23 protein-coding genes are annotated in these 24,287 nt (G+C 71.4%); 9 read left to right on the top strand and 14 right to left on the bottom strand.

Annotated elements, in window-relative coordinates; all coding sequences use genetic code 11:
* Positions 1-22: 22 nt before the first annotated feature.
* From OG272_RS38545 to OG272_RS38525, 5 genes are all read right to left on the bottom strand, one after another.
* Positions 23-2,431, bottom strand: a complete 2,409-nt coding sequence (locus tag OG272_RS38545) for an FxsB family cyclophane-forming radical SAM/SPASM peptide maturase (RefSeq protein ID WP_405895612.1) — start codon at positions 2,429-2,431, stop codon at positions 23-25.
* Between the two features lie 33 nt (positions 2,432-2,464).
* Complete coding sequence (fxsA, locus tag OG272_RS38540; protein WP_215450081.1) at positions 2,465-2,620, bottom strand: FxSxx-COOH cyclophane-containing RiPP peptide; 156 nt, start codon at positions 2,618-2,620, stop codon at positions 2,465-2,467.
* A 336-nt stretch (positions 2,621-2,956) separates the two neighbouring features.
* On the bottom strand, positions 2,957-3,898 hold the full coding sequence (locus tag OG272_RS38535) for an ATP-binding cassette domain-containing protein (protein ID WP_405895611.1): 942 nt from the start codon (positions 3,896-3,898) through the stop codon (positions 2,957-2,959).
* 8 nt (positions 3,899-3,906) lie between these two features.
* Positions 3,907-4,986: an ABC transporter permease gene (locus OG272_RS38530; RefSeq protein ID WP_405895610.1), complete on the bottom strand. Its 1,080-nt coding sequence runs from the start codon at positions 4,984-4,986 to the stop codon at positions 3,907-3,909.
* Between the two features lie 5 nt (positions 4,987-4,991).
* Positions 4,992-6,011, bottom strand: coding sequence for a sugar ABC transporter substrate-binding protein (locus OG272_RS38525; RefSeq protein ID WP_327727234.1), 1,020 nt, complete (start codon positions 6,009-6,011; stop codon positions 4,992-4,994).
* 332 nt (positions 6,012-6,343) lie between these two features.
* Between OG272_RS38525 and iolC the strand changes: the two genes are divergently transcribed.
* The 4 genes from iolC (at position 6,344) to OG272_RS38505 (ending at position 11,488) form a co-directional block, all read left to right on the top strand.
* Positions 6,344-7,300, top strand: a complete 957-nt coding sequence (gene iolC, locus OG272_RS38520; RefSeq protein WP_326575389.1) for a 5-dehydro-2-deoxygluconokinase — start codon at positions 6,344-6,346, stop codon at positions 7,298-7,300.
* A 350-nt stretch (positions 7,301-7,650) separates the two neighbouring features.
* The gene (locus OG272_RS38515) at positions 7,651-8,529 is read left to right on the top strand and encodes a deoxyribose-phosphate aldolase (RefSeq protein WP_327727235.1); all 879 of its coding nucleotides are present in this window, start codon (positions 7,651-7,653) and stop codon (positions 8,527-8,529) included.
* A gap of 154 nt (positions 8,530-8,683) precedes the next feature.
* Entirely contained in the window at positions 8,684-10,558 is a 1,875-nt protein-coding gene (gene iolD, locus OG272_RS38510) for a 3D-(3,5/4)-trihydroxycyclohexane-1,2-dione acylhydrolase (decyclizing) (RefSeq protein ID WP_328224265.1), read from the top strand.
* 159 nt (positions 10,559-10,717) lie between these two features.
* The gene (locus OG272_RS38505; RefSeq protein WP_327727237.1) at positions 10,718-11,488 is read left to right on the top strand and encodes a GntR family transcriptional regulator; all 771 of its coding nucleotides are present in this window, start codon (positions 10,718-10,720) and stop codon (positions 11,486-11,488) included.
* Positions 11,489-11,531: 43 nt separating this feature from the next.
* Here OG272_RS38505 and OG272_RS38500 read toward each other — a convergent pair whose 3' ends face one another.
* The gene (locus tag OG272_RS38500; protein WP_326575397.1) at positions 11,532-12,683 is read right to left on the bottom strand and encodes a Gfo/Idh/MocA family oxidoreductase; all 1,152 of its coding nucleotides are present in this window, start codon (positions 12,681-12,683) and stop codon (positions 11,532-11,534) included.
* A 153-nt stretch (positions 12,684-12,836) separates the two neighbouring features.
* Between OG272_RS38500 and OG272_RS38495 the strand changes: the two genes are divergently transcribed.
* Positions 12,837-13,844, top strand: coding sequence for a LacI family DNA-binding transcriptional regulator (locus OG272_RS38495; protein ID WP_326575399.1), 1,008 nt, complete (start codon positions 12,837-12,839; stop codon positions 13,842-13,844).
* A gap of 4 nt (positions 13,845-13,848) precedes the next feature.
* Here OG272_RS38495 and OG272_RS38490 read toward each other — a convergent pair whose 3' ends face one another.
* Positions 13,849-14,340 (bottom strand): MarR family transcriptional regulator, encoded by a 492-nt coding sequence (locus OG272_RS38490; RefSeq protein ID WP_328224264.1) that lies wholly within the window; start codon positions 14,338-14,340, stop codon positions 13,849-13,851.
* A 127-nt stretch (positions 14,341-14,467) separates the two neighbouring features.
* Here OG272_RS38490 and OG272_RS38485 point away from each other — a divergent pair, with 127 nt between their 5' ends.
* Complete coding sequence (locus tag OG272_RS38485) at positions 14,468-14,842, top strand: DoxX family protein (protein WP_326575403.1); 375 nt, start codon at positions 14,468-14,470, stop codon at positions 14,840-14,842.
* Between the two features lie 50 nt (positions 14,843-14,892).
* On the opposite strand, the gene OG272_RS38480 is transcribed toward OG272_RS38485, so the two are convergent.
* The 5 genes from OG272_RS38480 to OG272_RS38460 are packed head-to-tail and all read right to left on the bottom strand — an operon-like array spanning position 14,893 to position 19,101.
* Entirely contained in the window at positions 14,893-15,312 is a 420-nt protein-coding gene (locus OG272_RS38480) for an ankyrin repeat domain-containing protein (RefSeq protein ID WP_326585569.1), read from the bottom strand.
* 42 nt (positions 15,313-15,354) lie between these two features.
* Complete coding sequence (locus tag OG272_RS38475; RefSeq protein ID WP_327727241.1) at positions 15,355-15,963, bottom strand: hypothetical protein; 609 nt, start codon at positions 15,961-15,963, stop codon at positions 15,355-15,357.
* An 11-nt stretch (positions 15,964-15,974) separates the two neighbouring features.
* The gene (locus OG272_RS38470; protein WP_405895609.1) at positions 15,975-16,847 is read right to left on the bottom strand and encodes a carbohydrate ABC transporter permease; all 873 of its coding nucleotides are present in this window, start codon (positions 16,845-16,847) and stop codon (positions 15,975-15,977) included.
* Positions 16,844-17,785 (bottom strand): sugar ABC transporter permease, encoded by a 942-nt coding sequence (locus OG272_RS38465; RefSeq protein WP_327727242.1) that lies wholly within the window; start codon positions 17,783-17,785, stop codon positions 16,844-16,846. Before OG272_RS38465 ends, OG272_RS38470 begins: the two co-directional genes overlap by 4 nt.
* On the bottom strand, positions 17,782-19,101 hold the full coding sequence (locus OG272_RS38460; RefSeq protein ID WP_327727243.1) for an ABC transporter substrate-binding protein: 1,320 nt from the start codon (positions 19,099-19,101) through the stop codon (positions 17,782-17,784). Before OG272_RS38460 ends, OG272_RS38465 begins: the two co-directional genes overlap by 4 nt.
* A 65-nt stretch (positions 19,102-19,166) precedes the next feature.
* Between OG272_RS38460 and OG272_RS38455 the strand changes: the two genes are divergently transcribed.
* From OG272_RS38455 to OG272_RS38445, 3 genes are all read left to right on the top strand, one after another.
* Positions 19,167-20,516, top strand: coding sequence for a Gfo/Idh/MocA family protein (locus tag OG272_RS38455; RefSeq protein ID WP_405895608.1), 1,350 nt, complete (start codon positions 19,167-19,169; stop codon positions 20,514-20,516).
* A 144-nt stretch (positions 20,517-20,660) separates the two neighbouring features.
* Positions 20,661-21,116, top strand: coding sequence for an SRPBCC family protein (locus OG272_RS38450; protein ID WP_327727245.1), 456 nt, complete (start codon positions 20,661-20,663; stop codon positions 21,114-21,116).
* Between the two features lie 69 nt (positions 21,117-21,185).
* Positions 21,186-21,839: a class I SAM-dependent methyltransferase gene (locus OG272_RS38445; protein ID WP_327727246.1), complete on the top strand. Its 654-nt coding sequence runs from the start codon at positions 21,186-21,188 to the stop codon at positions 21,837-21,839.
* Between the two features lie 31 nt (positions 21,840-21,870).
* Here OG272_RS38445 and OG272_RS38440 read toward each other — a convergent pair whose 3' ends face one another.
* Both OG272_RS38440 and OG272_RS38435 read right to left on the bottom strand, forming a co-directional pair.
* Positions 21,871-22,815: a hypothetical protein gene (locus tag OG272_RS38440; RefSeq protein ID WP_405895607.1), complete on the bottom strand. Its 945-nt coding sequence runs from the start codon at positions 22,813-22,815 to the stop codon at positions 21,871-21,873.
* A gap of 85 nt (positions 22,816-22,900) precedes the next feature.
* Positions 22,901-24,055: an XdhC family protein gene (locus OG272_RS38435; protein WP_405895606.1), complete on the bottom strand. Its 1,155-nt coding sequence runs from the start codon at positions 24,053-24,055 to the stop codon at positions 22,901-22,903.
* Positions 24,056-24,287 lie beyond the last annotated feature (232 nt).

Below are 24,287 nucleotides of genomic sequence, written 5' to 3'. Positions count from 1 at the left end.
GGGAACAGGAGTTGACCCGTCATTACACCGCGATCGGACCGGTTTCGGCCACTCCGCCCAGGGTTTCGGCCTCGCCCCGGAGCCCGCGCACGAAGCGGTGCCCCAGGGCGGTCAGGGAGCCGGTTCCGGCCACGGTGTCGAGGGCGTCCAGCACGGCCGTACGCCACTTGTCCGCCTCCACGCGGGAGCGTTCGTACAGGGCGGGTCCGACACCGGTCGCACCGCGGCGGACCCGGATCCACCAGACGTCGGCGACCGCGAGGTGGGCGTACGCGCCCTGGACGATCGCGTCGAGAGGTCTGGGGTCGGGGCGCCACAGCACGTGGTAGCGGCGGTCGTCGAGGCCGTCGAGCAGGTCGAACATGTCGAACATCGCGCCCAGCTTGACGTGCTGGTACTCGTGGATGAGCAGCATGGCCAGGTCTTCGGCCGAGCGGGGCAGCGCGATGCCGACCGCCCCGAAGGCGTGCCGGGAGGTGGCGCTGACGTCGTCGCCGGACAGTGCGGGCGCGAGCGGGGTCACCGTGGTCAGGCCCGCGGCGATCCCCTGCGCGTAGTCGGGGTATGCCGTCCGGATCAGCTGCCAGGCTTCCCCGAACATCGCCTCCCATTGCCGGAATTCGGCCTCGGAAAGGCGGGAGAGCGGCTCGTAGCCGTAACAGTCGCGGGAGGGATCCAGGTCGTCCAGGGCCACGTCCAGCCCATCCGCGGACAGGCGTCGCAGGGGCTGCCAGATCATGCCGTCGGGTGGCCGTTCCCGGCCCAGGGTCCGCCCTTCGACGGTGAGCGCGGTGTCGGCGGCCGTCACGGTGACCGTCCCGGACCGCCGGTCCCGGCTGCCGGCGCGCAGCAACAGCCGCCCCACGCCGGGCAGATGGATCGCGGAGCCCTCGGGTCCGTGCCGCAGCGGGACGGACAGGGTCAGCTGTCCGCCGGTGCGGGCGACGGCCGACAGCGCGGCCTCGGCCGGGTGGCCCTCGGCCCGCCGTCGCACCGACTGGCCGCAGGCGAGGGCCCACACGCGTAGGTACGGGTCGGCCAGCAGCACGTCCAGGGCGGCCGCGGGCAGACCGAGGACCGCCTCCCAGCCCGGTACCGAGTCCGCCGGCCCGCCGCTTCCCGGGCTCGGTCCTGGGCCGGGCCCGGGGCCGGCGCCCGGACCCTGGGTGTCCGCGCGGTGGGCGCCCGCCAGCAGGGCCCGTCGCTGGCTGTTCTGGGCCGCGGCCAGCGACCGGACGGCCGCCGTGCCGCCGTACCCTCCGGCCAGTTCGTCGAAGTGGGCCCAGGGCAGAGCGTGCCAGCCGTGGCGGACGGCGGCGGCGGCGCGTTCCGTGGACTGGACGTACTCGGTGACCTTCAGCAGGTCCGCGCAGTAGACGGAGGGGTTGTCGAAGCCGTTGGATGTGCGGTGGCGGTGTCCGTAGAGCCCACCGCCGCAGACCGATACGACGGGGCAGGCGCGGCACTGCGCGCTCAGCCCGTCCAGTCCGGCGCGGCGGGCCTGGATGCCCCGGTGTTCGGCGGCCTCCTCCAGGCGGTGGGTGGCGATGTGCATGCCCGTCTCCGGAGCTCCGGGATAGGCCGTCTTCAGCCAGTCCGCCTGTTCGACGGCGCCGTCGGTCTCGATCACGAGGAGGTCCGAACTGCCGAGCCCCAGCGCCTCGGTGAGGCTGCCGCGGCCATGGCTCAGCCGGCTGATGGACTCGAACATCCGGATCCGTGTCGGCATGCCGTCCGCGGTCCACTGCTTGTGCACGGCGATCAGCCAGTCCGCGTAGTCGGTCTCGCCGCCGGGGCGGGGTGGCGGGTACTCCCACGTGGCGTGCGGCAGCAGGAAGTCGATGGCGGGCGGGCGGAGTTCGGCCAGCGCCCGGTACACCTCCACGGGATCGTTCTCGACGTCGACCGTGCAGAGCAGTCCGCCGAAGGCGCCGCGGTGGGGCGGTGCACCCAGGAGACGCACCGCGCACACCACATCCCGGTAGGAGCCGGAGCCGTTCCGCCTGATCCGGTGGCGGTCGTTGGACGCCTCGTCGCCGTCGAGCGAGATGCTGGTGACGATGGACTCGTCGACGAGCATCGCGCAGAACGCGTCGTCCAGTCGGAGTCCGTTGGTCTGCATGCGCAGGTCGAGTTCGGCCACGCCGTGCAGTGCGGAGCGCAGGTCCCGGGCGAAGCCGCGCAGTCGTTCCCGTCCGGCGAGCAGGGGCTCGCCGCCGTGGAGCACGACATGGACGCGGGTGAGCCGGTGCGCGGCGGCATGCTCGGCGATCCGCCCAGCCGCACGACGGAACGTTTCCTCCGACATCGTCACCGGACGCCCGCGCCAGCTCTGGTCGGCGTGCTGATAGACGTAGCAGTGGTCACAGGCCAGATCGCAACGGCTGTGCACCTTGATCACAAACTGGCGGAAGGGCCGCGCCACCGTCACCGGTACGATCCCTCGTCGTTCCGGCCAGGCCGGTCAGAGCGACGACTGGAAGGCGGCCACCGGCTCTCCGCCACCTGCGAGCATCCTTGCCATGACCGACTCCTGAGCGGACTCCGGCACCTCGTCCAGTGAGGTGTCGTGCAGGTCCCTGACGACGCTCGTGGCGAAGGGCTGCTCATACCTGTCCATAGGCGTCTCCTCGGGCGTCCGGCTCCGGGCGGCACACCTCATGGTGACGGCCCGGTAACCGAACAGCAAGGCGATCGCCAGCCAAGTCCGCGAGCCGGGGAGACACCGTCAAGTCCCTTGGCGGCAGCGCTGAACCGCAGGTTCCGGGGGTTGTCGGGTCGCGGTGACCGGCAACGGATCCGTCGCCCGAAGCCCCGTCGGCGCGAACGGCCGCGATCGTCGGGATGCCTCTCCTGGACGCCCCTTCCGTCGAAGGGGCTGTCATACCCGCAGAGGCGTCCTGACGACCCGGCCGTCGTCAGCGGCGTGGCTGCTCGCGGGGAGCAGCCGCCGGTGTCACGCGGTCCCGTCCTTCGAGGGGCCCACGGGTACGGTGAGGTCTTCCGCCTCGGGGAGTTCCTCGACGTCCACACCGCGTACTTGGGCCAACTCGTGCTTGAGGGCGGCGAGTTCGGTGCCGCCGGCCATGTGGTTGGTGAGTTCTTCGAGGCTGACTTGGTCGCGGGCGGCGGAGAGTTCCATGGTGCCGAGGCGCAGGACGCTGAAGTGGTCGCCGACCATGTAGGCGTGGTGGGGGTTGTGGGTGATGAAGATGACGCCGAGGCCGCGGTCGCGGGCGGCGGCGATGTACTTCAGCACGACACCGGACTGCTTCACGCCGAGGGCGGCGGTGGGTTCGTCGAGGATCAGCACCCGGGCGCCGAAGTAGACGGCGCGGGCGATGGCCACGCACTGGCGCTGGCCGCCGGAGAGGGTGCCGATGGGCTGGTCGAGGTCGTCCAGGACGATGCCCATGTTCCGCAGTTCCTCGTCCGCGGTCTTCTTCATCTTCTCGATGTCGAGGCGGCGCACGGGCCAGGGGCCCTTGGTCATCTCCGAGCCGAGGAAGAAGTTGCGCCAGACCGGCATCAGGGGCACGGTGGCCAGGTCCTGGTAGACGGTGGCGATGCCGGCGTCCAGGGCCTCGCGCGGGGTGGAGAAGCGCACCGGCTTGCCGTCGATGACGAACTCGCCCTCGGTGTGCTGGTGCAGCCCGGAGATGATTTTGATGAGGGTGGACTTGCCGGCGCCGTTGTCGCCGAGCACGCAGGTGACCTTGCCGGGGTGGACGGTGAGGTTCACACCGTGCAGGGCGCGGATGTTGCCGTAGGCCTTGCCCGCGTCGCGCAGTTCGACGATCGGCTGGTCCCGGCCGGGCGCCGCCGCCTCCGGGACGGTGTCCTCGGCGGTGTCTTTCGCGGGCGCACCGCTGGCCGCTGATCCGTTGGTGTTGGTCATGGGGTGGTTCACCTCCGGGTCGCCTGGCTGCGGACCCACAAGTTGACGAGGGCGGCGATCAGGAGCATCACGCCGAGGAAGGCCTTGAACCAGTCGGGGTTCCAGTTGGCGTAGACGATGCCCTGGGAGACCATGCCGAAGATGAAGGCACCGATCACCGGGCCGACCGCGGAGCCGTAGCCGCCGGTCAGCAGACAGCCGCCGATCACCGCGGCGATGATGTACAGGAACTCGTTGCCCACGCCCTCACCGGACTGCACCGTGTTGAACGAGAACAGCAGGTGCATCCCGACGAACCAGGCGCCCGCGCCGACGCCCATGAACAGGGCGATCTTCGTGAAGTTCACGGGCACGCCGACGGCCCGCGCGCTGTCCTTGTTGCCGCCGACGGCGAAGATCCAGTTGCCGAACTTGGTGCGCAGCAGCAGCCAGGTGGCGATCGCCGCGAACGCCAGCCAGTAGAAGACCGTGATCTTGACGTCGACGCCGCCGATGCCGATCTCGGAGGCGAAGACGCTCTTGGCCTGGTCGAAGCCGTCCATGTCGCTGATGGAGTCGGACGCGACATTGCCGGTGAAGATCTTCGTGACGGCGAGGTTGGAGCCCTGCAGGATCAGGAACGACCCGAGCGTGACGAGGAAGCTGGGCAGGCCGGTCCTGATCAGCAGCCAGCCGTTGAACGCTCCCACCGCCAACGACATGATCAGCGCGACGAAGACACCGGTCCACACGTTCACCGTCAGCTGGAAGCTGATGATCGCCGCGGTCAGCGCGGAGGTGGTGACCGCGACACCGGCGGACAGGTCGAACTCCCCGCCGATCATCAGCAGGGCCACCGGGATCGCCATGATGCCCATCACGGAGGCCTGGTAGAGCACGGTCGCCAGCGAACTGGCCTCACGGAAGGACGGGGCCACCGAGAAGAAGAAGACGTACACGCCGATCGCCGCGATCAGCGCGCCGACCTCGGGGCGGGCCATCAGCCGACGCCCGAGCGAGCGCTGTACGGTGCGCCCGTCCTTCTGCGCGCCGGCCGGCGGAGCCGGCGACGAGGGGGAACTCGCCGCCGGTGCCGTTGCTTGGGTCATTCAGATCACCGGGTGCCCTTCGCGGCGAACTTGGCGATCGTGTCGACGTTCTTCTCGTCGACGAACGCGGGGCCGGTCAGCACCGCTTCCTCGCCGCCGCCGCTGTAGTTGCCGTTGTTCTTGTAGAGCCACAGCGAGTCCACGGCCAAGTAGCCCTGCAGATACGGCTGCTGGTCCACCGCGAACTCGATGTCACCGCTCTTGATGGCGTCCGTCAGCTCCTTGTTCAGGTCGAAGGTGGCGACCTTCGCCTTGCTGCCCGCGTCCGCGACCGACTGGACCGCGGTCAGGGCGTAGGGGGCACCGAGGGCGACCACGTAGTCGATGGCGGTGTCCTGCTTGAGCTTGGCGCTGATGGTCGACTTCACGGACGGCATGTCGGTGCCCGTGACGTTGAGGATCTCGGTGTCGCCCTCGAAGGTCTTCTCCACACCCGCGCAGCGCTGCTCCAGGCCGACGTTGCCCTGCTCCTGCACGACACAGACGGCCTTCTTGGCGCCGACGTCGTTCAGCCGCTTGCCGAACGCCTCGCCCGCCACGCTCTCGTCCTGCCCGAAGAAGGACATCAGACCGAGGTTCTGCCAGTCGCTCAGACCGGAGTTGAGGCCGACCACGGGGATGCCCGCCTTCGTCGCCTTGGCCACGACGTCCTTCATCGCGTCGGGCTTGGCGAGGGTGATGGCGATGCCGTCGACCTTCTGGTCGATCGCGTTCTGCACGAGGTTGGCCTGGGTGCCGGCGTTCGGGTCCGCCGAGTAGATGAGCTCGATGTTGTCCTTGGCGGCCGCCGCCTGGGCGCCCTTGCGGACGATGTCCCAGAAGGTGTCGCCGGGGGCCTGGTGGGTGACCAGCGCGACCTTCATCCGGGGGGTGTCGGCCTTGCCCGCGGAGGCGTCTGCCCCGCCCTCCTCGGACTCCTTGCCGCCGGAACCGCTGGAGCAGCCGGCTATGAGCAACGCGGACGCCGCGGCCATGGCGAAGAAGGGGGCCACTCTGCGTGAGCGGGAGTGAAACGTGCGGTCCATCTTTCCTGCACCTCACTGTGCGACAGGGGGAAAGGGAACGGGACAGCGTCGAGCGGAGTGCCCGCGCGGGCCCGGACATTCGAAGTCCGGATCATTGTGCCGGTAGGCCGACTGCGCTGTTTCGTTGGGACGGGATACAAACCCCTGGCGGACCCCCCTGTCAAGACTTTGTTAAGACATTATTTCACGAGCAGGTCAGGATGTCAGTACAAAGTCTTGACAGAGGGTCGCTTCGGGTCCTACACCTGGGATACATCCGGACACACGTGCTCGCATCCCCGTGCGCCGTGGACCTCCGGTGGCCCGCATCCCCCACCCGAGGAGCGACGCGCATGCCCGAGTCCGCCGAATCCTTCGATCTGATCACGATGGGCCGTATCGGAATCGATCTCTATCCGTTGCAGACCGGCGTCCCGCTCGCACGCGTCGAGTCCTTCGGAAAGTTCCTCGGCGGATCGGCCGCCAACGTCGCGGTGGCCGCCGCACGGCTCGGTGACAGCACCGCCGTGATCACACGGACCGGCGACGACCCGTTCGGCACGTTCCTGCACGAGGCGCTCAAGGAGTTCGGTGTCGACGACCGCTTCGTCACGCCCGTGGCGGAGTACCCGACCCCGGTCACGTTCTGCGAGATCTTCCCGCCGGACGACTTCCCGCTGTACTTCTACCGCCGCCCCAAGGCCCCCGACCTGGAGATCCGCACCGACGAGCTGGACTGCTTCGCCATCCGCGCCGCCCGCATCTTCTGGATCACCGGCACCGGTCTGAGCGAGGAGCCCAGCCGCTCGGCCACGCTCGCCGCGCTCAAGGCCCGCGGCAGGTCCGGCATCACCGTCTTCGACCTCGACTGGCGCCCGATGTTCTGGACGGACCCCGAGGCGGCCCGCCCGTACTACGCCGAGGCCCTGCGGCACGCCACCGTCGCCGTCGGCAACCTCGACGAGTGCGAGATCGCCACCGGCGTACGCGAACCCCGGGCCTGCGCGGAGGCGCTGCTGGAGGCGGGTGTGGAGCTGGCCGTCGTCAAGCAGGGCCCCAAGGGCGTCCTCGCCGTCCACCGCGACGGCACGGTCGCCGAGGTGCCGCCGGTGCCGGTGGAGGTCGTCAACGGGCTCGGCGCGGGCGACGCCTTCGGCGGCTCCCTCTGCCACGGGCTGCTGCGCGGCTGGGACCTGGAGCGGATCATGCGCCACGCCAACGCGGCGGGGGCGATCGTCGCGTCCCGGCTCGCCTGCTCCTCGGCGATGCCGACGCCGGAGGAGGTCGAGGAGCTGTTGACGGGTGGATGACCATGCGGTTCGCCTCCGTCCGCGGGTGGGTGGGGGCTGGTCGCGCAGTTCCCCGTGCCCCTGAAAGGCCAGGCCCTGCGCCCCTGAGAAGCAGGGGTTGCGCCCCTGAAAGCCCCGGCCCTGCGGGCCTGAAAGACCGGCCCTGCGGGGCTGAAAGACCAAGCCCTGCGGGCCTGGAAGACGGCGGGCCCGCGGGCCGAAAAGCACGGGGCGCAGCCCCTGCTTTTCAGGGGCGCGGGGAACTGCGCGACCAGCCCCCACCGGACCCGCACCCGCCACACCACCCACACCCCCGAGCTCTCAGGCGCCCCAGGGGTCAAAGGGGCCCAGCCCCTGGAACGGAGCCCCCCTTGCCCATCCGCATCCCCGATCTCACACGCATCCGCGCCCACCACCCCGAGGCCGTCGCCGAAGCGGCAGCGCGCCGCACCCGCCGCCCGCTGATCGGCGCCACCGGCCGCCTGATGATCATCGCCGCCGACCACCCCGCCCGCGGAGCGCTCCGCGTCGGCGACCGCCCCCTCGCCATGGCCGACCGCGCCGACCTCCTCGAACGGCTCTGCGTGGCGCTGGAGCGCCCCGGCGTGGACGGCGTGCTCGCCACCGCCGACATCCTGGAGGACCTGCTGCTCCTGGGCGTCCTGGAGGGCAAGGTCGTCATGGGTTCCCTGAACCGCGGCGGGCTGGCCGGCGCCTCGTTCGAGATGGACGACCGTTTCACCGGCCACCGCCCGCAGGACATCGAGCGGCTCCGCTTCGACGCGGGCAAGCTGCTGCTGCGCGTCGACCACGACGACCCCGGCTCCCTGCGGACCCTGTACTCCACGGCCCGGGCGGTCGACGACATGGCGGCACGCCGACTGCCGCTGTTCGTCGAGCCGTTCATCTCCCACCGGGTGGACGGCACGGTCCGCAACGACCTGAGCGCCGAGGCGGTCATCCGCTCCATCGCCATCGCGGCCGGGCTCGGCGGCACCTCCGCCTACACCTGGCTGAAGCTGCCCGTCACCGACGACCCCGACGCCATGGCCGAGGTCCTGGAGACGTCCACCCTGCCGGCCGTGCTTCTCGGCGGCGACGTGGGCAAGGATCAGGAGGTCGCCTACGAGAAGTGGCGCAAGGCCCTGCGTCTGCCCACCGTCCAGGGCCTGGTCGTCGGCCGCTCCCTGCTCTACCCCGCCGAGGGCGGCGTGGAGTCCGCGGTCGACACCGCGGTCGGGCTGCTCTGAAGTCCCGGAACACCGCAAGCCCACACCGACCCGAGCCCGCCCCGCACACACCCCGCCGCTCACGAAGCCCCGCACGCACAGACCCCGCCGTACCCGAAGCCCGCCCCGCACAAGCCCCGCCCCCACGCCAACCCTTCGCCCCTGTGAGGTCCCGATGTCCCAGCCCACCCGCCGTCTGACCGTCGCCCAGGCGCTGGTGCGGTTCCTGTCCGCGCAGTACACCGAGCGCGACGGCGTACGCCACCGGCTGATCGCCGGGACCTGGGGCATCTTCGGCCACGGGAATGTCGCGGGGCTCGGCCAGGCCCTCCTGGAGGCGGGTGAGGAGACGATGCCGTTCCACCAGGGCCGCAACGAACAGTCCATGGTGCACGCCGCCGTCGGCTACGCCCGCCAGCTGAACCGCCTCTCCGCGCAGGCGGTCACCACCTCCATCGGCCCCGGAGCCACCAATCTGGTCACCGGCGCCGCCCTGGCGACCATCAACCGCCTGCCCGTACTCCTCCTCCCCGGCGACTACTTCGCGACCCGCACCGCCGACCCCCTGCTCCAGCAGCTGGAGCACCCCACCGAGGCCGATGTCTCGGTCAACGACACCCTGCGCCCCGTCTCCCGCTACTTCGACCGGATCACCCGCCCGGAGGCCCTGATCCCGGCCGCCCTGAACGCCATGCGCGTCCTCGCCGACCCGGCCGACACCGGCGCCGTCACCCTCGCCCTGCCACAGGACGTCCAGGCGGAGGCGTACGACTGGCCGGAGGAGTTCTTCGCCGAGCGCGTGTGGCGCGTACGGCGCCCCGCGCCCGACCCGGTCGAGCTGGCGGAGGCGGTGCGGGCCATCCGCGGCGCGCGAAGGCCCCTGATCGTCGCGGGCGGCGGCATCCACCACAGCGAGGCCGAGGCGGCGCTGAAGGCGCTGGCCGACGCCACGGGCATCCCGGTCGCGTCCACGCAGGCCGGCAAGGGGTCGCTGCGGTACGACCACCCGGCCGATCTCGGCGGCATCGGCCACACCGGAACGGCGGTCTGCGACGACATCGCCCGCACCGCCGACCTGATCGTCGGCGTCGGCACCCGCTACACCGACTTCACCACCGCCTCCCACACCCTGTTCCAGACCCCGGACGTCCGTTTCGTCAACCTCAACATCGCCGCCTTCGACGCCCACAAGCTGGCGGCCCGGACGGTGGTCTGCGACGCACGGGCCGGTCTCACGGCGCTCACCGAGGCGCTGGACGGCCACCGGGTGAGCGAGGCGTACGAGGCCGAGTACCGGGTGGGCAAGGAGCGCTGGGAGCGGATCGTCGAGGCCGCCTACACCCCGGCCGACGAGCACGCCGTGCCCACCCAGAGCCAGGTGCTCGGCGCCCTCGACGCCGTCGTCGGCGACGAGGACGTCGTCATCAACGCCGCTGGTTCGCTCCCCGGCGACCTGCACAAGCTGTGGCGGGCCCGCAGCCCCCGCCAGTACCACCTGGAGTACGGCTACTCCTGCATGGGCTACGAGATCCCCGCCGGGATCGGTGTCCAGCAGGCGGCGCCCGGCACGGCCGTCTGGTCGCTGGTCGGGGACGGCACGTATCTGATGATGCCGACGGAGATCGTGACGGCCGTCCAGGAGTGCCTGCCCGTCAACCTGGTCCTCATCCAGAACCACGGCTACGCCTCCATCGGCGGCCTCTCCGAGTCGGTCGGGGGCGAGCGCTTCGGCACCGCCTACCGCTACCGCGCCGCCGACGGCACCTTCTCCGGCGCCCCGCTCCCGGTCGACCTCGCGGCGAACGCGGCCAGCCTCGGCATGGACGTCCTGCGCGCCAAGACCGTGAAGGAGCTGCGGGACGCGCTGGCGACGGCCCGCGCCTCGGACCGGCCCACCTGTGTGTACGTCGAGACCGACCCGGCGCCCACCACTCCCCCGGCTCAGGCCTGGTGGGACGTCCCGGTCGCGGCGACCGCCTCCCGCCCGGCGGCCGTCGAGGCGCGCGTGACGTACGACCGCGAGGTGGCCAACCAGCGCCGCCACCTCTGACGGGACACGGAGTCCCCGACGGTCTCCGAGGGTTTCCGCCCGGCCGCCGGCCCACCTCCCGGAGGCCCGTCGGGCGGTCCCTCACCGACCCCATCCCGCTGCCATGTAAGGACAACGCGATGACAGGGGTTCCTGTCATCCGGACGGACGGATACCCTCATGGGCGTGACCAGCGCGACTACGGGGAGTACAGGGAGTCTCGGCCTCAGCGTCGACCGGAGCAGCCCGGTGCCGCTGTACTACCAGCTGGCCCGGCAGCTGGAGTCGGCCATCGAGCACGGTGCGCTCGGCCCGGGCAGCCTGCTGGGCAACGAGATCGAGCTCGCCGGCCGTCTCGGCCTGTCCCGGCCGACCGTGCGGCAGGCCATCCAGTCCCTCGTCGACAAGGGCCTGCTCGTACGCCGCCGGGGCGTCGGCACGCAGGTGGTGCACAGCCAGGTCAAACGGCCGCTGGAGCTGAGCAGTCTGTACGACGACCTGGAGGCGGCCGGACAGCAGCCCACGACCAAGGTGCTGCTGAGCGAGATCCGGCAGGCGTCCGCCGAGGTCGCGGCCGCCCTGGGCGTCGCCGAGGGCGACGAGGTGCACCTCTTCGAACGGCTGCGCCTCACCCACGGCCAGCCGGTGGCGTTCCTGTCCAACTTCGTCCCGTCCGGACTGCTGGACCTCGCCACCGAGCGCCTGGAGTCGACGGGCCTGTACCGGATGATGCGCAACGCCGGCATCACCCTGCACAGCGCCCACCAGAGCGTCGGCGCCCGCATCGCCACCCCCGAGGAGGCCGAGCGCCTCGGCGAGCCGGAGGGCGCCGCACTCCTCACCATGCAGCGCACGGCCTACGACGACACCGGGCGCGCGGTCGAGTACGGCACCCACGTCTACCGTGCCTCGCGCTACTCGTTCGACTTCCAGCTACTCGTCCGCAACTGACGCCCGGGCAACGGCAGTTCGGAGCCGGGAACGGCCCACGGGCTCAGAGTGCGACCCATGCCCCGGACTCGGCGGAGCGACTCATGGCGTCCAGCGCGGTCGCGCTGTACACGGCGTCGGCCAGAGTGGTCCCGTGCGGGGTGCCCTCGGCGATCGAGCACAGGAAGTGGTACGCCTCCACGACCTTGAGGTCGTCGTAGCCCATGGCGTTGGCGGAGCCTGGCTGGAAGGCGCCGAACGCGCCGTGGTCGGGGCCGACGAAGATCGTGTGGACGGACTGGTCCTGGTAGACGTCACCCTTGCTGACGCCCAGTTCACCCATGCGGCGGAAATCCCAGAAGACCGCGCCCTTGGTGCCGTGGATCTCGAAGCCGTAGTTGTTCTGCTCGCCGACGGAGACCCGGCAGGCCTCCAGGACACCCCGGGCGCCGGAGGCGAAGCGGAGCAGGCAGTTGACGTAGTCCTCGTTCTCGACGGGGCCGAGTTCGCCGCCCGAGGCACGGGTGTGGCCGGCGGTGGCGCCGGTGGGCCGGGCCCGCTCGGGGACGAAGATCGCGGTGTCGGCGGTGAGGGAGGCGATGTCGCCGAGCAGGAAGCGGGCGAGGTCGACGCCGTGCGAGGCAAGGTCGCCGAGGACGCCGCTGCCGCCGCGCTCCCGCTCGTACCGCCAGGTCAGGGCGCCCTCGGGGTGGGCGGCGTAGTCGCTGAAGAGGCGGATGCGGAGGTGTGTGACCGTGCCGATCTCGCCGGCGGCGATCATCTCGCGGGCGGCGGAGACGGCGGGCGCGTTGCGGTAGTTGAAGCCGACGGCGCCCTGGACGCCGGCCCGGGCGACCGCGTCGGCGACGGCGCGGGCGTCGGCGGCGGTGAGCCCGACCGGCTTCTCGATCCAGATGTGCTTGCCGGCCTCGGCCATCGCGACGCCGATCTCCCGGTGCAGGAAGTTCGGCGCGGTGATGCTGACCGCCTGGATCCGCGGGTCGTCGACCACCTCGCGCCAGTCCCGGGCGGTCCGGGCGAACCCGAACTGCCGGGCCGCCTCCTCGGCGCGCCCGGGCACCTCCTCGACGACGGTGACCAGCTCGGGCCGCAGGCTCAGCCCCGGGAAGTGGTGGGGCACCCGGGCGTACGCCTGGGTGTGCACCCGTCCCATCCAGCCGAACCCCACGACGGCGACACCGAGCGCACTCACCATGACTGCCCTTCCTCGGACCCTCACTGGAATCCCGGACCGCGTTTTGGACCGTTCCAGAACGTACGGCGCTCACTTTGCGAGGCGTTCTCCACTGCTGTCAACCCCTTTCCACCCCTTTGACAAGGGCGCTCCGGCTATGGAACGGTCCACGCCATGAGACCCCCGACGATCCGCGATGTCGCCGAGCGGGCTGGCGTGTCGAAGTCACTGGTCTCCCTGGTGCTGCGCGGCTCCGACCAGGTGCGCCCCGAGAAGCGGGAGGCCGTGCTGGCGGCCGTGGACCAGCTGGGCTACCGGCCGAACGCCGCCGCGCGCAGCCTGAGCGAGCGCCGTACCCGCACGGTCGGCGTCCTCCTCAACGACATGCGCAACCCCTGGTTCGTCGAGCTGCTGGACGGCCTCAACTCCCGGCTGCACGACAACGGTCTGCGCATGCTGCTGGCCGACGGCCACCTCAACCGACGGCTCGGCGAGGACCTCACCCGCACGTTCACCGAGCTGCGGGTCGACGGGCTGATCGCGGTCGGCACCCTGCCGCCGTCCGAGGCCCTGCGCACGGCGGCCGGGCTCATCCCGACCGTGGTCGCGGGCGCCCGCGAGCCCACGCTCCCCCACGTGGACGTCGTCGCGGGCGACGACCAGCACGGCACCCGCCTCGCCACCGAGCACCTCATCGCCCTCGGGCACCGGCGCATCGCCCACATCGCGGGGGACGGCGTGGTCGGGGCGCTGCGGCGCCGCAGTTTCGAGGCGGTGATGGGCGAGCACGGGCTGAGCGACCTGGCGGCCGTCGAGCGGGGCGACCTGACGGAGGAGGGCGGCTACCGCGCCACGGTGCGGCTGCTCGGCACCCCCGAACGCCCCACCGCCATCGTGGCGTTCAACGACATGGCCTGCGTGGGCGCCCTCTCCGCAGCCGAGGAGCTGGGCCTGAAGGTGCCGCGCGACCTCTCCCTCGTCGGCTACGACAACACCTACGTCTCACGCCTGCGCCATCTCTGGCTCACCACCGTGGACAACGCCAGCCACGACGTGGGCCGCGCCGCCGCCCAGTGCCTTCTCGACCGCATCGCCGACCCGACCCGGCCCGGCAGGGTCGTCCTCACCACGCCGGCCCTGGAGGTCCGCGGGACGACCGGCCCGCCGGCCGACCACCCCTGAGGCGTCAGTCCGACGGCGGCAGACAGTGGTCGTCGGGCGCGACGGTCCTCCAGATGCGCCGCCCGATGTCCCGCAGCTGCCGCTGCTGGGCCTTGGTGAGCGCGTCGAACACATAGCGTCGTACGGCGTCGGCGTGACCCGGCGCGCTCTCGACGACCTTGGCGTGTCCGGCGTCCGTGAGGACGGCGAGCGTGTAGCGCCCGTCGGTGGGGTCCGGCTCCCGGCGCATCCACTCGCTCTTCTCCAGCCGTTTCACGAGATGGGACAGCCGGGACAGCGACGAACCGACGTACCCGGCCAGGTCGCTCATCCGCAGGGTGCGTCCCTCCGTCTGGGACAGCATCGACATCACCAGGTACTCCACGTGGCTGAGCCCGGAGTCCCGCTGCAGTTGTGCGTCCAGCGCGCTCGGCAGTCTGACCATCACACCCGCCAGCGCGTGCCAGGTCTCCATCTCCTCATCGGTCAGCCGACGCGACTGCTGCGGTGTCTCCATGGCGCCCACTCTACGTGCCGCTTCAAGTGATCACGTAGGGGAATGACTTGACGCTTCAACTCACACGGCTCTAGGTTGAACCCCCACTTCCCTTGAAAGTTCAACTCAAAAATTGAGAGAGTCCGCCATGAACGTCACCCTCTGGATCATCGCGAGCCTGCTCGCGGCCGCCTTCCTCGCCGCCGGCCTGATGAAGACCACCCAGTCCAAGGAGAAGCTGGCGGCCTCGGGCATGACCTGGGTCGAGGACTTCTCGCCGGGCATGGTCAAGACCATCGGCGCGCTGGAGGGCCTGGGCGCCATCGGCCTGATCCTCCCGGCCGCCCTCGACATAGCCCCGGTGTTCGTCCCGCTCGCGGCCACCGGCCTCGTCCTCACGATGATCGGCGCTGTCGTCTACCACGTCCGCCGCAAGGAGACCAAGGAGACCGTCCCGAGTCTGGTGCTGCTGATCCTGGCGGCCGTGGTGGCCTGGGGCCGGTTCGGGCCGTACGCGTTCTGAGCCGACCGTACGCGTCCGCGCGGTTCGCAGACGCTCAGGAAGGCAGACGCTCAGGAAGGGCGGGCCCCCGCGGCGAGCAGCAGAGCCGTCGTCTCGGGGTGGGGGCCGGCGGCCGCCCAGTCGAGCGGGGAGCGGCCCGTGCCGTGGTCCTCGCGGAGGTCTGGGTCGGCGCCGTGGGCGAGGAGTTCGCGCACCGCTTCGGTGTGCCCCCAGCACGCGGCGCCGCACAGCGGTGTGCCTTCCGCGCCGTGTCCGCTCTCGGTGTCGGGCGACGCCCCGGCCGCCAGCAGCCGGCCGACCGCCTCGGCCGCTCCGTGGACGGATGCCGCGTACAGGGGCGTCGTCCCCTCCGCGTCGGTCGTCTCGGCGGGGGCTCCGGCCCGCAGCAGGGCGGCGACACGGGCGGTGTCACCGATCATCGCGGCCAGCACCAGCCGTCGGGACAGCTTCTTCCGCCGCCGCCTGTTCACCGTTCCGCTCACCCTCCACAAGACATCCGGAGCGCCAGCCCATCACACACGCTGGTGAGGAGCGACTCCTTTTCCGCGTACGTCGACGGCGGTGAGCGCCAGCGCCAGCGGCCCCGGTACGAGGAACGCGAGGGGCAGCAGCATCCAGGCGCTCAGCGTGGCCGTCGCCACGGCCAGGACGACCAGTGCGCTGCCGCCCGGATCGCGCACCGCGTCCCGGGCCGCTCCCCGCACCGCCGCGGGCCAGTCGTCCACGGACTCGGGGCGTCCGCAGGCGCGCAGGCCGATCACCGCGGCGCCGGTGCCGAGGGCGGCGGCGAGGAGGGCGAAGGCCCGGCCGCCGGGGAGTCCGGCGCCGGCGAGGGCCAGATCGGCGAGGACGAGGACCAGGCCGGCGAGGGCCACGAGCCCCGCGCCGAGGTCGCCGGGCCGTAGCCGTCGCCGCAGTGCCACGAGGAAGTGGCCGGCCGTGGCCGGGCGGTCCTCCCGTACGCCCCGCAGGACCGCGCAGGCCGTGGAGAGCGCCGCGGGCAGGGTCACCAGCGGAAGGCTCACCACCGCCACGGCGATCCCCACGCTCAGCACGTCCGCGAACAGCGTCATCCGGGGGCCGAAGATCTCGCCCGCCTCGCGTTGGCCGCTCGTGCGCATGGTGCTCACCCCTAGCCCTTGATCCCGGAGTTGGCCATGCCCTCCACCAGGAACCGCTGGAAGGCGAGGAAGAACAGCACGATCGGGAGGAGGGCGATCACCGACATGGCGAACATCGGTCCGAAGGCCGAGGTGCTCGACGCGTCGACGAAGGACCTCAGCGCCAGGGTGAGGGTGAACTTCTCGGGCGAGAACAGATAGATCAGCTGGGTGAAGAAGTCGTTCCAGGTCCAGATGAAGGTGAAGATCGCGGTGGTGATCAGAGCGGGGCGGGTCAGCGGAAGGATCACCGAGAAGAAACTCCGGAACGGTCCACATCCGTCGATGCGTGCCGCCTCCTCCAGCTCCCTCGGCAGTCCGCGCATGAACTGCACGATGAGGAAGACGAAGAAGGCTTCCGTGGCGAGGAATTTCGGCAGGATCAGCGGCCAGTAGGTGTTCACCATGCCGAGCTGGTTGAAGATGATGTACTGCGGGATCAGCACGGCGTGGTGCGGCAGCATGATCGTCGCGATCATGAAGGCGAAGAGCGGTCCACGGAAGCGGAACCGCAGGCGGGCGAAGGCGTAGGCGGCCAGGGAGCAGGACAGGACGTTCCCGACGACCGCGCCGCCGGCGATCAGCAGGGAGTTGCCGAGCAGCCGGCCCACCGAGACGTCGTTCACACCGTCGAGAGCCGTCTCGTAGTTGGACCATTCCAGGCGGCTCGGCAGCAGGTCGAGGCTGGCGATGACCTCGTCGGCCGGCTTCACGGAGGTCGCGAGGAGCCAGGCCAGCGGATAGAGCATGACGAGGAGCGCGGCCAGACAGCCGGCGTGCAGGGCCACGCGCCGCCAGGCAACCGGCTTGCGTACTAAGGGAGTTGAGGGTGTGGTGGTGGTCATCGGTCCTCCTCGGAGGCGTAGAAGACCCAGGAGCGGGAGGTGCGGAACAGGATCGCGGTGACCGCGCCGATGGCGAGCAGCAGGACCCAGGCCATGGCGGAGGCGTAGCCCATGTGGGAGGCGACGAAGCCCCGGTCGTAGAGGTAGAGGGTGTAGAAGAGCGTGGAGTCGGCGGGTCCGCCCTTGCCCGCGCTGATCGCGAACGCCGGGGTGAAGACCTGGAAGGCCTGGATCGTCTGGAGGACCAGGTTGAAGAAGATCACGGGCGACAGCATCGGCACCGTGATCGACAGGAACCGGCGCCAGGCGCTCGCGCCGTCCACCTCGGCCGCCTCGTACAACTCCCCCGGGATCTGCTGGAGTCCGGCGAGGAAGATGACCATCGGGGCGCCGAACTGCCACACCGTGAGCAGGGCGACCGCGAGCAGCGCCCAGCCGGGCCGGTTGACCCAGCCGCCGGTGCCGAGGAGGTTGTCGACGGTGCCGCCGTCGTTGAAGATCGCCCGCCAGACCAGGGCGATGGACATGGAGGCGCCGAGGAGCGAGGGGGCGTAGAAGGCGGAGCGGTAGAAGCCCCGGCCGCGCTTCATGTTCTTCAGGGCCAGGGCCACCAGGAGGGCGAGGGCCAGTTGGAGCGGTACGGCGATGACGACGTACAGCAGGGTCGTCAGCACCGAGCGCCAGTAGCGCGGGTCCTCGGTGAACATCTGGGTGTAGTTGCGCAGACCCACCCACCGAGGGGCGTTGAAGAGGTCGTAGTCGGTGAAGGAGAGGTAGAGGGAAACGGCCATCGGGAGCAGGGTCAGGACACAGGCCCCGAGCACCCAGGGGGACAGGAACACCCAGGCCGCGCCCTCGCGGCGGCGGCGCCGGGGCGGACGGTCGGGCCGGGCGACTGCCTTGCCGCGCGCGGTGGCCGGCACGTGCGTGGTGGTCATGACCGCAGCTCCGCCTTCGCTTCGGTGAGGTAGTTCTCGGCGGCCTCGCGGGGGGACATCCGCTCGTAGGACACCTGGTCGTAGTCGCGCTGGAAGGTGGTCTGCAGGGCGCTGTCGCCCGACGGGGGCGCCTGGGGCGGCGGGTCGAGCTTTCCTTCGACCGTGGCCTGGTAGTCGTAGATGGTCTTGTCGAAGTCCTTGAGGCCGGCCGCGATGTCCTCGCGGATCGACTCGTTGACGGGGATGCCCCGGGTGGCGCCGAGGATCTTCGCGGCCTCGTCGTCGTTGAGCATGAAGTCGACGAGCCGGGCGGATTCCTCGGGGTGCTCCGAGTCGGCGGCCACCCCCATGAACATGGAGGGCTTGAAGTACTGGCCGGGGGTGCCGTCCTCGCCCGCCGGCATCGGGGCGAGGGAGATCCCGGTGGGCACGAGGGCGAGGTAACCGCTCGCGGGGGCGTCCCAGTTGACGTCGGAGGCGGCCTTGCCCCGGCCGAGCGGGGTGTTCTCGACCGTGCCGTCGAGCTGGGTGGTCTGTTCGGCGGGCGAGACGGCGCCCTCGCGGCGCAGTTCGTCGGTGAAGGTCCACCAGCGGGTCAAGTCGTCTGCGGTGAAGCCGAGTTCCCGCTCATCGGTGTAGAGGGCCCTGCCCTGGCCGCGCAGCCAGATCTCGAAGGCGTCCTCGCTCTGCCCCGGGTCGGTGCCGCCGGGCACGCCCGTCTCCGCCGCCACCTTCCGCATGGCGTCGGCCCAGTCGCTCCAGGTCCAGCCCACCCGGGGTGGTTCCAGGCCGGCGGCCTGCCACTTCTCGGTGTCGTAGACCATGGTCTCGGTGCCGCGCCCCTGCGGTACGGCGTACTGCTTGCCGTCGACCTTGCCGGTGGCGAGGAGCCCGGGCTCGAACTCGGCGGTGTCCAGGACCGGTTGCTGTCCGGCGAGGTCGAGGAGCACGCCCCCGGACGCGTACTGGTCGATCATCCGGTAGTCGAGCTGCATCACGTCGGGCGCGTCGCCTCCGGCGGCCTGGGTGGCGAGCTTCTGCTTGTAGGCCTCGTAGCCGGCGAAAGAGGTCTGTACGTCGATCCCCGGATGCCGTTTCTCGAAGAGGTCGACGGCCGCCTGGGTTCTGGCGGCCCGGTCCGGGTTGCCCCACCAGGTGTACCGCAGGACGACATCGCCGCCGACACTGCCCGACCCGTCCGGTCCCAAGCAGCCGGTGAGCAGCCCGCAGAGCGCCAGCGCGGTGGCCGCCGCACGGGGTTTCCAGGACTTCGCCGCACGGGGTTCCCAGGACTTCCTCGTCCTGATTCGGGGCATGAGTGGGTCACCTCTTTCGCCAGAAAGCGCTTCCACCCCCCTGTATGACCCTAGGGAAGGTCCGGATGTCACGACAAGACCCCTGCACCACCTCCCTACGACCCCGCCGCGCCGCCGTGGTGGGGCTCGGTGCCCGTGCGCGGATGTTCACCGAGGCGCTGACGGGACCGTTCGCGGAGCGCGTCGACCTGGTCGGCTTCTGCGACCCCAACACGCACCGCATGGCCGTCCACAACTCCTGGATCGCGGCCGACCACCCGGACCGCCCGCCCGTACCGGCGTACGGGGCCGAGGAGTTCGAGGAGATGCTGCGCCGCGAACGGGTCGACCTGGTCGTGGTGTGCACGGTGGACCGGTCCCACGACCACTACATCGTCCGCGCGCTGGAGGCGGGCTGCGACGTCGTCACCGAGAAGCCGATGACGACCGACGCCGAGCGCGCCCGCCGCATCCTGGACGCCCGGCGGCGGACCGGCCGCGAGGTGCGCGTCTCCTTCAACTACCGCTACAACCCGGTGCATTCGGCCGTACGGGAACTGATCGCGAGCGGCGAGATCGGCGAGGTCGGCTCGGTGCACTTCGAGTGGCTGCTCGACCTGCGGCACGGGGCCGACTACTTCCGCCGCTGGCACCGCGACAAGGCCGACTCCGGTGGCCTGCTCGTGCACAAGTCGACCCACCACTTCGACCTGGTCAACTGGTGGCTCGGCACCCGCCCCGACACCGTCTTCGCCCAGGGCGGCCTCTTCTTCTACGGCGACGAGGCGGGCCGCCGTCGAGGCCTCGCCCGGGACTACACCCGCGCCCACGGCTCCCCGGCGGCCGAGAGCGACCCCTTCGCCCTCCACCTCAAGGACTCCCCCGTCCTCACCTCGCTCTACCTGGACGCCGAACGGGAGGACGGCTACCACCGGGACCAGAACGTCTTCGGCCCCGGCGTGACCATCGAGGACGACATGGCGGTCCTCGTCCGCTACGTCTCCGGCGCCACCCTGACCTACCACCTGACGGCCTACTCCCCCTGGGAGGGCTACCGCATCGCCTTCAACGGCAGCGAGGGCCGTGTCGAGCTGCTGGTGGAGGAGTCCACCTGGACCCGCCCCCACGTCCGCACGACCGGCGCGAGCCCGGTCATGCACGGCGCCGAGGCCGGCGAAGAGCCCGGCCGGACCGAGCTCCTGGTGCGCCGCTTCTGGGAACGGCCCCGCGAGGTGAAGGTACCGACGGGCGAAGGCGGCCACGGCGGCGGCGATGTACGCATGCTGACCGACCTGTTCGGGGAGCCGGTCCCGGACGGGTTGGGGCGGGCCGCCGATGCGGTGGACGGGGCACGCTCGCTGGTGACGGGGCTGGCGGCGAACCGGTCGCTGGAGACGGGGATGCCGGTGGCGGCACGGGAGTTGCTGGACGTGTGAGTCCGCGTCCGCCGCGCCGGACGGTGCTCAGCCGGGCCGGGCCAGGCTGGGCTGGACTGGGCTGGACTGGGCTGGGCTGGGAGCTCGCCCCGGATGCCCGCCTCGGGCCGGTCCCGTCCGCAATTGTTCGCTTACGATCACTCCGTGGTCCTCTTCCTCCTCGAACGCTTCCCCCGGCTCCCCGCCGACCGGGCCTGGCAGCGCCTCACGGACTGGCCCCGGCACGCCGAAGTCGTCCCGCTGACCCGCGTCACCGTCCGCACGCCTCCCCCGACCGGTGTGGGCACGGTGTTCGTGGCCCGCAGCGGTGTCGGGCCGCTCGCCTTCGACGACCCGATGGAGGTCACGGTCTGGCAGCTGCCGAGCGGGGAGGCCGCCGGGACGTGCCGTCTCGTCAAGCACGGTTCGTTCGTGACCGGGTGGGCCGAGATCGAGGTCCATCCCTACGGGGACGGCGCGTCCCGTGTGGTGTGGCGCGAGGATCTGCGGGTGCGGTGGCTGCCGGGTCTCTTCGACCGGCCGCTGGGACGGCTGGCGCGGCGGATGTTCGGGCGGGCGATGGACCGGCTGCTCGCAGACGACGGCCGGGGTTCGGCCTGAGCCACGACCGGCCTGGTCCCGGCTGGTGTTCGCGGTCATTGTCAGACCCTCCGGATACTGTCCCGCACCATGACCACACCCCACTCGCACGCCACCCGGGCGTCCTACGACACGGTCGCCGCCGACTACGAGAAGCTGCTGAGAGACGAGTTGGCGAACAGCCCGTTCGAGCGGGCCATGCTGGGGGTGTTCGCCGAGCGGGTGCTGGGCGCCGGGGGCGGGCGCGTGGCGGACCTGGGGTGCGGCCCGGGGCGGATCACCGGGCATCTGGCCTCGCTGGGTCTCGACGTCTGCGGGATCGACCTCTCGCCGGAGATGATCGCCGTGGCCCGCTGGGCCCACCCCCGACTGCGCTTCGACGTGGGCACGATGACCGCGCTCGACTTCGAGGACGGCTCCCTGGCGGGCGCCCTCGCCTGGTACTCCACAGTCCACACCCCGCCCACCGAACTCCCTGCGATGTTCCGCGAGTTCCACCGGGTCCTCGCGCCCGGCGGCCTCCTCGCGATGGCCTACAAGGTCGGCGCCGAGTCCGTGCACCTGTCCCACGCGTACGGTCACCCCCTCGACCTCGACGTCCACCGCTTCCCGCCGGATCTGATCGCCGGGCTGCTGGGGGACGCCGGGTTCGTCGAGTCGGCGCGCCTGGTGCGGGAGGCCGACGGACCCGGCACCACGGCGAACACCCCGCAGGCGTACGTGCTGGCGCGCAAGCAGGAGTGACCCGGCGGGAGCCCTGAGGGCCGGGGGCCGGTCAGGACGGGCCCGGGCCCCCGTTCCGGGCGGCGGCCAGGCCGTCTCGGCGGTCGCGGTCGCCGTCGCCCGTGGTGCTGAGGAGGGTGTCGCAGATCTCGCGGAGCTTGTCGGTGGCCTGCTTGGAGAACAGTCCGCAGAGCCCGGCTATACCGGAGAAGCCGTACGGGTTGGTCGCACCGGCGCCGGAGCTGCCGGCGAACAGGCCGCCGCGCAACAGGAGATGGACGAGGAGCGCGAGGGCTATGCCGATACCGGCGCGCAGGAGGTACCACCACAGCCAGCTCGCGTAGAGCCGCCGGTTGCCGACGTACGTCGCGAAGGACGTGGCCGCGTGGACGAAGCTGCCGAGCGCGCTGCACACGACCACGGCGAGCAGCATCGCGGTGTCCGCGGTCAGGGACCAGTTCCCGAGACCGAAGGGCGACCAGCGCGCGGTGGCCGTGGGGTCCGCCCCGGGCTCCACCGTCTCCAGCACCGCCGGCCAGAGCGTCACGAGGGCTCCGCAGACGAAGACGACCTCGGCCAGGAGAAAGAGACCCAGCAGGGTCGTCGACGCGGTCGACAGCCGCCGCTCGTCACGGGTGTCACCGGCACCGGGCTCGGGCTCGGGCTCGGGCTCGGCCGAGCTGCCGTCGGCGCCCGGGTCCGTACCGCCGTCGGCCGGACTCCCGCCCGCGTCCGCACCACCCCCGTCCGAGCTCCCGCCCGAGGCCACGCCACCACCGTACGAGTTCCCGCCCGAGGCCACGCTTTCGCCGTCCCGGCTCTCGCCCGAGGCGGGTTCACCGTCCGCCGCGTTCGCTCCCTGCCCCGAACCGCCGTCGGTCGCGGCCTCGTCCGTGCCCGAGGTCGGCACGCCGTGGGTCACCTCCGGGCCCGTTCCGCTGTCCGGGCCCGCGCCCGCGACCCCGTCCGGGCGCTCTTCGCTGCTCGCCGTGCTCAACCGTCCGCCCCCGTAGTGCTGTTGCCGTATCGGAAACGGTCGCTCCTGCCGCCCCGGGGGGTCAAGTCACCGGCACAGGTTCGGGTCAGGAGACCCGCAGGCTCGGCAGCTCCATGACTCCGGGCGTGCCGTCGTGGTGGATCGGGGTGTGCGCGCCGGTCAGGGGGACGCCGCTGCCGCCACGCCGGGCGGCGACGATCTCGGCGGCGATGGACAGGGCGGTCTCCTCCGGCGTGCGGGCACCGAGGTCGAGCCCGATCGGAGACCGGAGCCGGGCCAGCTCCAACTCGCTGACGCCGACTTGGCGGAGGCGTTCGTTGCGGTCGAGGTGGGTGCGGCGGGAGCCCATCGCGCCGACGTACGCCGCCGGGAGCCGCAGGGCGAGCCGGAGGAGGGGGACGTCGAACTTGGCGTCGTGGGTGAGGACGCAGAGGACCGTGCGGGCGTCCACCGACGTCTGCTCAAGATAGCGGTGGGGCCACTCGACGACGATCTCGTCGGCCTCCGGGAAGCGGGCGCGGGTCGCAAAGACGGGGCGGGCGTCGCAGACGGTGACGTGGTAACCGAGGAACTTGCCGACGCGGACCAGCGCCGACGCGAAGTCGATCGCACCGAAGACGATCATCCGGGGCGGCGGGACGGACGACTCGACGAGAACCGTGAGCGGTGCTCCGCACCGAGAGCCCTGCTCACCGATCTCCAGGGTGTCCGTGCGGCCCGCGTCGAGGAGGGCGCGGGCCTCGGCGGCGACCGTGCGGTCGAGTTCGGGATGGGCGCCGTAGCCACCGTCGTACGAGCCGTCCGGGCGGACCAGCAGAGCGCGGCCCCGCAGCTGCGCCGGACCGGAGACGACCCGGGCCAGGGCCGCCGCCTCCCCGCTCGCGGCGGCGGACAGCGCGGCGGCGACCACCGGGCGGGCGGGGTCGCCGACCCGCACCGGTGTGACGAGGATGTCGATGACTCCGCCGCAGGTCAGGCCGATGGCGAAGGCGTCCTCGTCGCTGTAGCCGAAGCGTTCGAGGACCGGTTCGCCGTCCGCCAACGCCTGTTGGCACAGTTCGTAGACAGCGCCCTCCACACAGCCGCCGGAGACCGAGCCGATCGCCGTGCCGTCGGCGTCCACCGCGAGGGCGGCGCCGGGCCGGCGGGGCGCGCTGCCGCCGACGGCCACCACGGTGGCCACGGCGAAGTCACGTCCCTGCTCGACCCACCGGCGCAGCTCTTCGGCGATGTCCAGCATCTCTCGGTCTCCTCAAGCACGGTTTGGTGGAAGGTACTCGGCAGGCGGGCGGCTGGTGCACGCCCGGCCGGCTCTCGATCGGGTCGAGGGCGAAGAAGACGAGGAGGACCGCCGTCAGGCTCCCCCGTGCAGCAGGGGCTGCGCCCCTTGCTTTCCAGCCCGCCAGGTCCGCCGTCTTCAGGCGGCCCGCAGGGCCTGGTCTTTCAGGGGCGCGGGGACCTGCGCGAGAAGC

The sequence above is a fragment of the Streptomyces sp. NBC_00104 genome, assembly GCF_045160825.1.
Classification (GTDB): domain Bacteria; phylum Actinomycetota; class Actinomycetes; order Streptomycetales; family Streptomycetaceae; genus Streptomyces.
This window is presented reverse-complemented; position numbering and strand designations above follow the sequence as displayed.

Bases quoted from the DNA above. Each gene is read 5' to 3' on its own strand.
- OG272_RS38500 (WP_326575397.1), bottom strand. From the start codon at position 12,683: ATGGTGAGTGCGCTCGGTGTCGCCGTCGTGGGGTTCGGCTGGATGGGA.
- OG272_RS38525 (WP_327727234.1), bottom strand. From the start codon at position 6,011: ATGGACCGCACGTTTCACTCCCGCTCACGCAGAGTGGCCCCCTTCTTC.
- fxsA (WP_215450081.1), bottom strand. From the start codon at position 2,620: ATGGACAGGTATGAGCAGCCCTTCGCCACGAGCGTCGTCAGGGACCTG.
- OG272_RS38505 (WP_327727237.1), top strand. From the start codon at position 10,718: ATGGGCGTGACCAGCGCGACTACGGGGAGTACAGGGAGTCTCGGCCTC.
- OG272_RS38435 (WP_405895606.1), bottom strand. From the start codon at position 24,055: ATGCTGGACATCGCCGAAGAGCTGCGCCGGTGGGTCGAGCAGGGACGT.
- OG272_RS38455 (WP_405895608.1), top strand. From the start codon at position 19,167: ATGTCACGACAAGACCCCTGCACCACCTCCCTACGACCCCGCCGCGCC.
- OG272_RS38495 (WP_326575399.1), top strand. From the start codon at position 12,837: ATGAGACCCCCGACGATCCGCGATGTCGCCGAGCGGGCTGGCGTGTCG.
- OG272_RS38460 (WP_327727243.1), bottom strand. From the start codon at position 19,101: ATGCCCCGAATCAGGACGAGGAAGTCCTGGGAACCCCGTGCGGCGAAG.
- iolD (WP_328224265.1), top strand. From the start codon at position 8,684: ATGTCCCAGCCCACCCGCCGTCTGACCGTCGCCCAGGCGCTGGTGCGG.
- OG272_RS38535 (WP_405895611.1), bottom strand. From the start codon at position 3,898: ATGACCAACACCAACGGATCAGCGGCCAGCGGTGCGCCCGCGAAAGAC.
- OG272_RS38485 (WP_326575403.1), top strand. From the start codon at position 14,468: ATGAACGTCACCCTCTGGATCATCGCGAGCCTGCTCGCGGCCGCCTTC.
- iolC (WP_326575389.1), top strand. From the start codon at position 6,344: ATGCCCGAGTCCGCCGAATCCTTCGATCTGATCACGATGGGCCGTATC.
- OG272_RS38475 (WP_327727241.1), bottom strand. From the start codon at position 15,963: ATGCGCACGAGCGGCCAACGCGAGGCGGGCGAGATCTTCGGCCCCCGG.
- OG272_RS38465 (WP_327727242.1), bottom strand. From the start codon at position 17,785: ATGACCACCACGCACGTGCCGGCCACCGCGCGCGGCAAGGCAGTCGCC.
- OG272_RS38470 (WP_405895609.1), bottom strand. From the start codon at position 16,847: ATGACCACCACCACACCCTCAACTCCCTTAGTACGCAAGCCGGTTGCC.
- OG272_RS38530 (WP_405895610.1), bottom strand. From the start codon at position 4,986: ATGACCCAAGCAACGGCACCGGCGGCGAGTTCCCCCTCGTCGCCGGCT.
- OG272_RS38445 (WP_327727246.1), top strand. From the start codon at position 21,186: ATGACCACACCCCACTCGCACGCCACCCGGGCGTCCTACGACACGGTC.
- OG272_RS38490 (WP_328224264.1), bottom strand. From the start codon at position 14,340: ATGGAGACACCGCAGCAGTCGCGTCGGCTGACCGATGAGGAGATGGAG.